The sequence below is a fragment of the Nostoc sp. genome, from assembly GCF_036918015.1.
GTDB lineage: Bacteria > Cyanobacteriota > Cyanobacteriia > Cyanobacteriales > Nostocaceae > Nostoc.
In genome coordinates this window covers 20,218-31,738 of sequence record NZ_JBALEO010000062.1, presented here as the reverse complement: position 1 = coordinate 31,738, position 11,521 = coordinate 20,218, and the positions used below count along the sequence as shown (strand labels likewise).

General features: G+C 44.0%; 7 protein-coding genes and 1 CRISPR repeat array. Of the genes, 2 read left to right on the top strand and 5 right to left on the bottom strand.

Features of this window, described 5'->3' with window-relative positions; all coding sequences use genetic code 11:
• Positions 1 to 58: 58 nt before the first annotated feature.
• Positions 59 to 1,031: direct repeats of the CRISPR family, unit length 37 nt; unit sequence GTTTCAATCCCTGATAGGGATTTTAGTTAATTGCAAT.
• 426 nt (positions 1,032 to 1,457) lie between these two features.
• The 5 genes from V7K61_RS15060 to V7K61_RS15040 form a co-directional block, all read right to left on the bottom strand.
• Positions 1,458 to 1,781 (bottom strand): hypothetical protein, encoded by a 324-nt coding sequence (locus V7K61_RS15060; RefSeq protein WP_194046858.1) that lies wholly within the window; start codon positions 1,779 to 1,781, stop codon positions 1,458 to 1,460.
• 179 nt (positions 1,782 to 1,960) lie between these two features.
• A complete protein-coding gene (locus V7K61_RS15055) occupies positions 1,961 to 2,140 on the bottom strand; it encodes a chlorophyll a/b-binding protein (RefSeq protein WP_190892099.1) in 180 nt (59 codons plus the stop codon).
• A gap of 520 nt (positions 2,141 to 2,660) precedes the next feature.
• Positions 2,661 to 4,394 (bottom strand): R3H domain-containing nucleic acid-binding protein, encoded by a 1,734-nt coding sequence (locus V7K61_RS15050; RefSeq protein ID WP_335054209.1) that lies wholly within the window; start codon positions 4,392 to 4,394, stop codon positions 2,661 to 2,663.
• Positions 4,395 to 4,477: 83 nt separating this feature from the next.
• Positions 4,478 to 5,638 (bottom strand): circadian clock protein LdpA, encoded by a 1,161-nt coding sequence (gene ldpA / locus V7K61_RS15045; RefSeq protein ID WP_335054207.1) that lies wholly within the window; start codon positions 5,636 to 5,638, stop codon positions 4,478 to 4,480.
• A 147-nt stretch (positions 5,639 to 5,785) separates the two neighbouring features.
• The gene (locus tag V7K61_RS15040) at positions 5,786 to 6,013 is read right to left on the bottom strand and encodes a hypothetical protein (protein WP_335054205.1); all 228 of its coding nucleotides are present in this window, start codon (positions 6,011 to 6,013) and stop codon (positions 5,786 to 5,788) included.
• Positions 6,014 to 6,015: 2 nt separating this feature from the next.
• Here V7K61_RS15040 and V7K61_RS15035 point away from each other — a divergent pair, with 2 nt between their 5' ends.
• A complete protein-coding gene (locus V7K61_RS15035) occupies positions 6,016 to 9,798 on the top strand; it encodes a PAS domain S-box protein (protein WP_335054203.1) in 3,783 nt (1,260 codons plus the stop codon).
• A complete protein-coding gene (locus V7K61_RS15030) occupies positions 9,795 to 11,444 on the top strand; it encodes a hybrid sensor histidine kinase/response regulator (protein ID WP_335054201.1) in 1,650 nt (549 codons plus the stop codon). The genes V7K61_RS15035 and V7K61_RS15030 overlap by 4 nt, the downstream gene beginning before the upstream one ends.
• Positions 11,445 to 11,521: the final 77 nt, after the last annotated feature.

The following is an 11,521-nucleotide window of genomic DNA, read 5'->3' as shown; positions in this document are numbered from 1 at the left end:
GATAGGGATTTTAGTTAATTGCAATTTTAGTGATATGCTTGTCCATACCGTTAACTTTGTTTCAATCCCTGATAGGGATTTTAGTTAATTGCAATAAGTGTGCCAAATTCTTCCCATACTCCTGAAGCACGTTTCAATCCCTGATAGGGATTTTAGTTAATTGCAATTTCATCGATGGGTACTGTAATACGAGGTTCAATACTCGTTTCAATCCCTGATAGGGATTTTAGTTAATTGCAATTTTAGTGATATGCTTGTCCATACCGTTAACTTTGTTTCAATCCCTGATAGGGATTTTAGTTAATTGCAATGCTTTGCACCGAGAAGCTTTAGTGCATCGGCTTTTTGTTTCAATCCCTGATAGGGATTTTAGTTAATTGCAATTAATATACGCAATGCTGTTTACTTACTGGAACAGCGTTTCAATCCCTGATAGGGATTTTAGTTAATTGCAACTTCCAATCTCATCAACGGTAATACCTTGATTAGCAGTTTCAATCCCTGATAGGGATTTTAGTTAATTGCAATCAAGTCGTCGAAAGCTTCTCTAGGAGTGTAGAAGTTTCAATCCCTGATAGGGATTTTAGTTAATTGCAATTGGACAAGCCTATATATACTGGTGTCCACACGTTCTGTTTCAATCCCTGATAGGGATTTTAGTTAATTGCAATTCAAGCGAAAAATACAAAGACTGCTATCAAGGGTATGTTTCAATCCCTGATAGGGATTTTAGTTAATTGCAATTCGTACCCCAGGTAGTTAGCTAGCGTTTCGATATCGTTTCAATCCCTGATAGGGATTTTAGTTAATTGCAATCCAAATCCTTCATCCCCTGCTGAATCTCAATCTCTGTTTCAATCCCTGATAGGGATTTTAGTTAATTGCAATTCCTGGTTCTGCTTTGAGCCTAATCTAAACTGGTTGTTTCAATCCCTGATAGGGATTTTAGTTAATTGCAATAGGAGTTTCTTCTGTTCTTCCGGGTATAGTATTTGTTTCAATCCCTGATAGGGATTTTAGTTAATTGCAATGCTGGCTTCTGAAAGCGCTGCTGTATTTGGTTTTCAAGGTTCAATAGCGCGAATGCAAAAATCATAACATAAGGAGTGGCAATTGTGCTAACTGTAAATAGCTGAAAGTCAGTCTGTATAAGGTGCGCGGATGGCTTCAAGATACTAAAGCCGTCAAATCCTTGCATATAGCGCAATTCAGCTATTTTTGTATTCCCCCCTTTCCCAACACCTACCCATCCGCGCATCTAGCGAAAAAACTAATCCGATTGGAAAGCTGTTTCTGTTTACTTTATAGATATCCTACTCGATTAGGTCAGCCGACTTTAGGGTGATGCCTACGCTTACGCAATTCCAGCATCTAAACTAGGGCGGATTTGATGAAAAGTTTGCCAACTTTAGGGTGATGCCTACGCTTACGCAATTCCAGCATCCCCATAACTAACCTTATTTGGCAACGTCTTCAAAATCTGTTATCGCATAAGCAAATTCTCTAAAAGCTGTTTTAATCAGAACCTCTTTTGTTCCCCTTTCCAGAGAAGAGTTGCGTATGAGGTCTGTTAATTCTATGAACAACAGAGAAAACATAAAACGATCTTGGCGGTCAACTTGTTTCAAGCAAGACGATATAAACTGATAAAGCTCTGTTTTTCTGGGTTTGGTCTGTTCATCCCATATTTGCAAGCCAAGCCGAAAAGTTCTCAAGCGGATTTCATTGGTGTTGAAGGACGCGTCTTTGTAGCGGACTGATACGCGTTGGGGTAGTTCCATGAGTTTTAGCTATACATATTCAACGTAAAGTAATTATTCACTTATATTTTGGCTCAACCGGAAAAATCTGATATTTTGCACCAATGGCAATAGCCGCCAGATGTTAGAAACGAATGACTTGCGTGGAATATAAAGAGTTTTGTAGGGTAGTACAGCAGTTCTACCCTACTATCATCAATTTAGAGGATACCCCAGAAATGGAGTAGCCCTTGACCAGAAAAAGCTTCAATCAAAATCGCAGATAGAAAACCAATCATTGCAAGACGACCGTTCCAATTTTCACTTTGAGGAGTGAAGCCAAAACGCACAGCATTAGGATCTTCTGAAACAATAGGCGCAGGATTCTTAAAACCTGACATGAGCATAACTCCAAAGTTCAAGTGTTATAGCAGTTGTAACTGTCTGTAAAGTAATGTAACAGATGTTTAAAAAAATGCAAGATTGAATGAATTAGAACTTATATCATGTCCGTATAATTAGTTATGATTCCCACAGTCATTGCACCCCACCCCCAACCCCTCCCCGCTTGCGGGGAGGGGAGACAAAGCGCAGCTTTGGCGGGGGTGGGGTTCTTGGGGTTTAGACGTAGGTTGGGTGGAGCGGAGCGCAACCCAACTGATTATCAGGATGTTGGGTTACGCAAAGCCTCCAACGCCACTTGCTACAACGCGCGGAACCCGCGCAACGCAGTGGCTCCCCAACCTACATTTTTTTGCAACCCGATTACCGAAAAGTTCTCCAAAACCTCACCCTGTCCTAATCCTTACTAAGGAGAGGGACAGGTTGAGGTATCTCAGGGGCTATCTGACTAACCGTAAATTACCTTGACAAAGGCTTGTGTGTACATCGTAAGTAAACTCTTTAGTAGAGTTATTAAAGTTACGCCGGATAAATCCGTAATCTTCTGTTTGGTTCTTCGCCAAAACTATGCGACTTGAGGCGATAATGTTCTACCAACTCATGTTGCATTTTGCGGACTTGGGGAGAACGCGGCAATAACTCGACTGGTTGTCCTTTAGGAATCACAATTTGCTCAACGGCAAGTCTAGCTTCTTCCAAGGCATCCATTTCATCATCGCTACCATTGTGCAAAAACAATTGTAGTTCTCTATCGTCGGCCATCTCTGGGTCGTCAATATTCAGCAACCGCCGCAAACCACGGGTAATTTGGGGAATGGTGCTGGACTTAATCACGTGGATGGGTACATGACGAGCTTTGGCCATCTGGCGTAATTTGGCGTGGTTTTTGACGTGCGATCGCAGTGCTAAAATTGCATCAGCACTATCTATATCTTTTGTCAATACCACGGGCAAAGTTAGCACGCTAATTACCTGTTCCAGTTGGTGACGGCTAACCCCATAAGGGTAAACGTGCAATGGCAAATCTTCACCATTCGGCCCTGGCACTCTTGTAGCAGCATCTAAATCAATGCTTTCAGAATAATTGAAGGATTCATCCAGCAAACGGTCAAACTCGCTGCGCCCAGTTACCCGCTCTACAGGCAATTGGGGTAGTGCAACCATTTGTCCAGATGAACGCCAGCCATTAGACGGTCGCGACGGTGGGAAAGAATCCTCTACTGTTCCTAGCTGTCCACCACGACCGTTGACAACAGCTAACTGACGTGTAACAGCAACTTTGCCGTGGTCGTCAACAGTTCTCGTTTGTGGGGTAGCCTGACGCCCCCGCAGCAGATTATCTACGGTGTCAGCAACACTTTCGTGTACTGTCCAGCGTTGGCGTTCCAACATTTCCACCGCAATTTCAAAGGTAGGTGGGGCTTTCCGCTCCAAAACGGTCTTTTGAGAGCCTCGCCGTCTGGCTTCATCGTCTCCCAGCGTCACAGCTTGGATACCCCCAACTAAATCAGCCAGGGTGGGGTTTTTAATCAGGTTTTCGATCTGATTACCGTGGGCAGTACCTACCAACTGTACACCCCGTTCCGCAATGGTACGAGCCGCTAAAGCTTCCAGTTCCGTGCCAATTTCATCAATGACAATGACTTCTGGCATGTGGTTTTCTACTGCCTCAATCATCACCTGATGCTGTTGATCTGGATGAGCCACTTGCATCCGCCGAGCGCGACCAATGGCGGGGTGAGCAACATCACCATCCCCAGCTATTTCGTTAGAGGTGTCAATAATCACCACCCGCTTATGCAGTTCGTCCGCCAAAACACGGGCAATTTCCCGTAAGGCAGTAGTTTTGCCCACGCCTGGACGCCCCAGCATGAGAATCGATTTACCAGTTTCTACCAAGTCGCGGATCATGCCAATGGTTCCGAATACCGCCCGACCAACGCGACAAGTCAAGCCAATAATCTTACCAGTGCGGTTGCGAATGGCGCTGATCCGATGCAAAGTTTGCTCAATTCCTGCCCGATTATCTCCGCCAAAGATTCCAACTCGTTGAATGCAATCATCTATCTGTTCTTGAGTAACGGGTACTTCGCTCAAATACTCAGCTTGATTAGGAAAGCGAGCCTCTGGGCGACGACCCAAATCTAAGACCACTTCTACTAAACTATCTCGTTTAGGATGACTCTCTAGTACTTGTTGCAGGTCTTGGGGCAAAATGTCTAATAACTTTTGGAGATCGTCTGTAATCGTCATGCTTTCTATGGTGACGTTTTTAGAGATAGCGAGGACATTTGCGTGCAGGAGAACCCGCTCTGGGTATATTTCCGAACGAGCAATTAACGCTCCTGCTGTGACTTGATCTGGGAAACGAGAGAATGGGCAAGTTCTACAGCTTGCCAAAGTAATACTTCATCTTCTTCTAGGCGAACAGTCGCCTTCATATTGGTGTTACTTACCTCCTTATTCTCTAACTGTTCGAGAATTGGTGACAGCAGTACGCGAGCGTAGCTACCGTAGGCGACCCCGGCGATGTGGGAGTGCTGAGTGCTAAGTGCTGAGTGCTGAGTAGTATAGTTTTTCTCAGCACTCATAACTCGGAACTCAGCACTGTTGAACAGTCCCATTGCCTTTAACTTAGCAACGGTATACTTATTTGTGCCGCCTGCTAACTGCACATATCCCGGTAACTTAGCTGCCAAAACTTTTTGCCCTAATTTCACCGCAGCTATTGTGGTGCCATCGCCAATATCACCACTCATCGAACGACCATCGGTTTGCCAAATTAAAGCACCCTTGAGTGGGGCAATCCTGTCATACAGCGCTCTCAAGTAGTCAATCATCCCTTCGCCATCAGGACAACTGATTGCTAGTAACTTTAGTTTATCCGCCCACGGTGAAATTGCTTGCCATAATCGCTCAAATTCTGCCAACCGCCCGACTTGTGTATGGATTTCTACGGCATCTACTCCCGTTGACATTACCAATGGCGCGATCGCTCCCGGCGTTGTCACGTATGAAGCTGTATAAATTATACCATAAGGACAAATTGGTATGCAACGACCGCAGCCATAACACTTTTCGGATACTACTCCCGAAAAGTCTTCTTTGATACTGTCAAACACGATCGCTTGTGCCGGACAAATCCGTTCACAGGGTCTAGGGCAGTTTGTAGGACACTCATGAGGATTAAATTCTGCTTTGCGAAAATGGGGGTCTTCTCCATCGTTTAGGCTGACCATCAAAAAGGGTAAATTGCCTTTGTAGTCAAAGCCTCGCTTTTGGGCATCCTTAGCCAGAGATTTGGCTGCTTGTAGCCCTGATTGCGCTGCTGCAATTACTGCTGGATCAGCTGCAACATCTATGCAGTCAGCGCCCGCCAAAGTATAGGCTAACGTTAAACTTCTGACTGCCGGCAAATGCTGGAAGCTGGCTCCGCAGATCAGCTTGAACCAGTCACCTTGTTTGAGAGATTGTAAAGGTACGAACAGATCAGTCACTATTCTATTATGCGTTTATGCGACTAAAAATAGTAGTCTGCGATCGAGAAAAAGTCCGAATTTGCTGATTTAGGGTTTATTGAATTGGGTATTGGGCAGGGGAGCAGAGGGGCGGAGGGGCAGAGGGGAAAGACTTACTGCTACTTCTTATTGAATTGGGTATTGGGCAGGGGAGCAGAGGGGCAGAGGGGCAGAGGGGAAAGACTTACTCCTACTTCTCCCCTGCTCCCCTGCTCCCCTGCTCCCCTGCTCCCCTGCTCCCCTGCTCCCCTGCTCCCCTGCTCCCCTGCTCCCCTGCTCCCCTGCTCCCCTGCCCCTCTGCACCCCTGCTCCCCCGCTCCCCACTCCCGCAGCTATCTTAGGAGGCCACGACATACATGACAACTGTATTTTTTGTAGAAGACTCTGCTGAAGATAGAGCTTTGTATCGACGCTTCCTAGAGCGGGACGATCGCTACACTTATGATATTTACGAATTTGAATCTGGAAATAAGGCCCTACAAGCTTGTCAAGGGAAAATACCAGATGTGATTTTGTTGGACTATCGATTACCAGATTTAGACGGGCTGGAATTTATCACTCAGCTACAGAGGCAAACTTCTAACAGCCAAATTGCAGTAATTATACTGAATGGACAGGGAAACGAAACGATCGCAGTCCAAGCGATCAAGAGTGGGGCGCAAGATTATCTAGTCAAGGGAAAACTGACCTCTGATAATTTACGTCGAGCGGTTCATGGGGCGATCGAGCAGATGCAGCTAATGCGGCGAGATATTACCGAACTCAAACAGGCCAAAGAAAAACTCCAACAAAGTGAAGCACTGCTAGCCACTACTCAACAAATCGCCCATGTAGGCAGTTGGGAATTGAATTTAGAAACGAAAAAGCGCTCCTGGTCAATGGAAACCTTTCGCATCTCTGGTCTAAATCCCACTCAAGGTGAACCCGACCAAGCGGAATTTCTCCAAATAATTCACCCAAGCGATCGCGCCTTGGTCAAGGCCCAACTCGAAAAGATGATGTCTACAACGGGCTACGCCCAAGAAACCCCTTTCAGTATTGAGTTCCGAATTGTCCGACCTGATGCTTCGGTGCGGTACGTTGAGTCGAAAGCAGAGATAGCTTATGACGCTCAAGGGCAGCCAGTTAAGCTATTGGGAGCGGTTATAGATATTACTGAACGCAAACAAACGGAGTTAGAAATCATCCGTAGTCGTGACCTGCTAGAAGCTGTTTATAACGAATCCGCTGATGCACTTTTTTTGGTAGATGTCGAAACATTACTGATCGCTGACTGTAACGATCGAGCAGTGGAGCTATTTACAGCCTCTAGTAAAGCCGAATTAATTAACATTGAAGGTAACACTCTGCAAAAACAACCCTTTACTTCCGATGAGATTGCCACCTTTATGGAAGAAATTAACCAGCAAGGGTTTTGGAGTCGAGAAGTTGAATACATGACTAAGCAGGGCCAATCCTTTTGGGGAAACATCGCAGCCAAACAAATTACAGTCGCTGGTACTGTGATGCAACTAGTACGAATCACGGATATTACTGCCCGGAAGCATGGTGAAAAAGAGCAACAACGGGCAGAAATAGCTCTCCGAGAAAGCGAGGAACGACTACAATTAGCCCTTGAGGCTTCTGGGGATGGTTTGTGGGACTGGAATATTTTGACTGGAGAGGTATATTACAGCCCTCGCTATTTAGAAATGCTGGGATACCGCTTTGATGAACTCCCACAGAATTTAAGTACTTGGGAGCGATTAGTTCATCCAGACGATCTACCTTGGGCGGAGAAAATCTTGACAGATCACCTCAAGGATAGTTCGACACCGTACAAATTTGACTATCGACTCCGAACTAAGTCAGGCGAATGCAAATGGATTGCCAACTACGGTAAGGTTGTGATGCGAGATGCAGATGGTAATCCTCTGCGAATGACTGGTACTCATCGGGATATCAGCGAGCAACAAGCCGCGCTACGCGAACACAAACAAGCCGAAGCAGCCTTAGCCAAAAGTGAAGAACAACTGAGACTAACGTTGGAATTTAATCACATCGGTCTTTGGGATTGGAATGTTCAAACAGGCGAAGTTATCTGGAACGACAACCATTATCGTTTGTTAGGTTTAGAGCCAGAAATGTCAGCAGCCAGCTATCAATTATGGCGCGATCGCGTGCATCCAGAGGATGTTGACCGAATCGAACAGGCTGTATCAAATGCACTGGCACAACATATTAATTTTCAAGGTGAATATCGAGTGATTTTTCCCGATGGCAGGGTTCACTGGCTCACGGGGAAAGGACGTGGCGTTTACAACGAAGTAGGCGAACCTGTACGGATGTTGGGAGTCATTATTGATACTAGCGATCGCAAGCAAGCAGAAGCAGCTTTGCAAGAAAGTGAAGCCCGATTCCAGGCATTTATGAACAACAGCCCAGTGCTAGCTTGCATCACTGATACAGATGGCTGTGTGCTTTACTTAAATCAAACATACCTGCGGACATTTAAATTACTACCCGAACAGGTGATTGGGCAATATATTTCTGACCTCTACCCAGATGAAATTGCTCGGCAGCATTTCGATCACATTCGCACAGTCATAGAGACAAATCAGGTAATTGAGGTGATTGAATTTGCTCCTCGACCAAACGGTTCCCTTGGTGAGTTCTTGGTATACAAATTCCCAATTCTCGGATTGTCTGAACAAAAGCTAGTGGGTAGGGTGGCGATTGATATCACAGAACGCAAGATTCTAGAGCGAGAACTAGCTCACAAGCAAAAGTTATTGGATACCTTCATCAATAATGCACCTGTTGGTATAACTATTCTCGATCGAGAACTGCGTTATTCATTGGTTAATGAAGCATTAGCAGAAATTAATGGCATTCCCGCAGCAGAGCATATTGGCAAGACAACGTGGGAGATTGTCCCTGATATAGCACGGAAGCAAGATCGAGTCTTTCGACAGGTCTTAACAACGGGTGAACCGATTCTGGATTTGGAAGTCAGTGGAGAAACCCCAAAATTCCCTGGTGTAATCAGGACTTGGCTAGCTTCCTATTTTCCAATTCAGTCTGAAGCTGATGAACCTATTAGCATGGGCATTGTGGTAGTTGAAATCAGCGATCGCAAACGCGCTGAACAAATGTTAGAGTTGCAGGCAGTCATCACCCGCAACATGGCAGAAGGAATTTGCCTAGTTCGTGCTACAGATGGCGTGTTTGTCTACGCCAATCCTAAATTCGAGCAGATGTTTGGCTATGACCCTGGTGAATTAATCGGTCAGCACGTGTCGATTGTCAACTACGGTGATAAATATCATACACCTGAAGATGTTAATCAGGCGATTAGAACTACTATTTTGAAACACGGTGAAGCAACCTATGAAGTCCACAATATTAAAAAAGATGGCACTCCATTCTGGTGTAGCGCTACCGCTTCCGTTTTTGAACATCCTGAGTATGGAAGCGTCCTTGTGGCTATCCAACAAGATATCACCGAGCAAAAGCAAGCAGAGGAAAAAATCAAAGCCTCTCTGAAAGAAAAAGAGGTATTACTCAAAGAAATTCATCATCGGGTTAAGAACAATTTAGGAATTGTCAGCAGTTTGCTGCAAATGCAATGCAGACGAACACAAGATCCTGTGGTGACAGCTATTTTGCGCGATAGCCAAAACCGCATTGCTTCCATTGCCCTAGTTCATGAAAAACTATACCGTTCTGAAGACCTCGCTGATATTGATTTCGCTCAATACATTCCAGATTTAACAACTCATTTATTTGATTCTTATAATGTCAGTTCCAACCAGATTCAACTAAATATTCAAGTTGATAATGCTAGCCTCGATATCGAAACCGCCATCCCTTGTGGCTTAATTATCAACGAACTGGTTTCTAATGCTTTGAAATACGCCTTTGTTGGTAATATTGGTGGCAAAATTGAAGTTAAGTTTTATCAACAATCGGAATCTACTTTGACACTCATTATTAGAGATAATGGTGTTGGCTTACCTGAAAACTTTGATAGTAAGAAAACTAAAACACTGGGCATAACCCTTGTCCAGGGTTTAGTCAAGCAGCTAAGAGGAAAACTTGAAATTGACTCTCAACAGGGAACAGAGTTCAAAATTACTTTTACAAACAGCCGGACATGAACATAATTGACATCTTATCAAACACGCAGACAAAAAAGACAGTTCGAGTCCTTGTTGTTGAAGATGAATATATCCTTGCTATCAACTTACAAGAAACTTTAGAGTCTTTAGGATATGTTGTTTTAGATATTGCCGATTCTGCCGAAGGGGCAATTGCAAAAGCAACTGAATTACGCCCAAACTTGATTTTGATGGATATCAGGTTACGGGGTGAAATGGACGGCATCCAGGCAGCGGAGCAAATTTGGCATCATTTGCAAATTCCGATTATCTACGTCACCGGGCACTCTGACAAAAGTACTGTTGAGCGAGCAACGCTGACATCCCCCTTTGGATACATTCTCAAACCTATTAAAGAGCAAGAACTTTATGTTGCCATTCAAACAGCCTTAAATCGCTACGATCGCGAGCAATTTTTGAGTTCTGTACTTCGGGAAATGGGCGATGGGGTAATTGTAGTTGATACTGAATTAAATATTAAATATATCAATCAAGTAGCTGAAGCTCTCACAGGGTGGCAATGGAATGAAGCTAAAGACAAGATGTTAACTGAAGTTATCAAAATCATTGATGAACAAACTCAGCTACCGATAGAAAATCCAATTATCGCAGCCCTCCAACAAGAAACTACTATATATTTAGGAAGTGGTATTTTACTAGTTGCTAGAAACGGGACAACTATACCAATAGCTGATAGCGCTACTCCTCTGAGAAATAACAGTGGTGTAATTACAGGAGCCGTATTTGTTTTCCGAGATGACACGCAACGACGGTTAACTGAAGAACGTAATCTTGCCGCTGAACGTGCCCAACAACTAGAAATTCGTGTGGCAGAACTGCAACGCCTGAACCAATTAAAAGAGGATTTTCTGGCAACCACTTCTCATGAAATGCGAACGCCATTGTCAAACATCAAAATGGCAATCTCTGTGCTAGAAAATATTCTCGATCGCCAGGGAGTTTTACATTTAAAAACAGTTTCTCCATCTGACTCTGTAGCCCGCTACTTAACTATTTTGCGCGATCAGTGCGAACAAGAGCTAGATTTGATAGACAACTTGCTGCATATACGAATGATTGATGCAGATATCTATCCGTTAGAATTAACTTCAATTCAACTACAAAACTGGCTACCTCACGTTGCCGAGTATTTTCAAGAACGCGCTCAAGCTAGGCAACAGTCTTTTGAAATTAGTGTTTCTCCAAATTTACCACCTTTAGTTTCAGACTTGGCTAGCCTGACTGAAATTGTCTCAGAGTTACTCAACAATGCTTGTAAATACACTCCGCCTGATGGACAGATTGTGTTAAAAGTTCAGCTAATTTACATCACAAAAAGTCTGATAGATGAGAATTATAAATCTGGTGTATTACATAATTTTCAAGTTCCTTATTTTCAAATCACAATTAGCAATTCTGGGGTGATAATTCCAAAAAAAGAACAATCTCGAATTTTTGAGCCATTTTACCGGATTCCTGAAAGCGATGCCTACGGCAACCCGAAACGGGAACGCTGGCAACAAAGCGGCACAGGATTAGGTTTAACATTGGTTAAGAAGTTAGTAGAATATCTCCAAGGCACGATTGAAGTTACCAGTTCTCAGGGCTGGACAACGTTTACAGTTCAACTGCCTTTGAGTTTGTGATGGTATTTGTCATTTGTCATTTGTCATTAGGCGTTGGTTATTAATTTTTCTCATCCTGTCTCCCTCACTTACCGAAA

Bases quoted from the DNA above. Each gene is read 5' to 3' on its own strand.
- V7K61_RS15060 (WP_194046858.1), bottom strand. From the start codon at position 1,781: ATGGAACTACCCCAACGCGTATCAGTCCGCTACAAAGACGCGTCCTTC.
- V7K61_RS15055 (WP_190892099.1), bottom strand. From the start codon at position 2,140: ATGTCAGGTTTTAAGAATCCTGCGCCTATTGTTTCAGAAGATCCTAAT.
- V7K61_RS15050 (WP_335054209.1), bottom strand. From the start codon at position 4,394: ATGACGATTACAGACGATCTCCAAAAGTTATTAGACATTTTGCCCCAA.
- V7K61_RS15040 (WP_335054205.1), bottom strand. From the start codon at position 6,013: ATGTCGTGGCCTCCTAAGATAGCTGCGGGAGTGGGGAGCGGGGGAGCA.
- V7K61_RS15035 (WP_335054203.1), top strand. From the start codon at position 6,016: ATGACAACTGTATTTTTTGTAGAAGACTCTGCTGAAGATAGAGCTTTG.
- V7K61_RS15030 (WP_335054201.1), top strand. From the start codon at position 9,795: ATGAACATAATTGACATCTTATCAAACACGCAGACAAAAAAGACAGTT.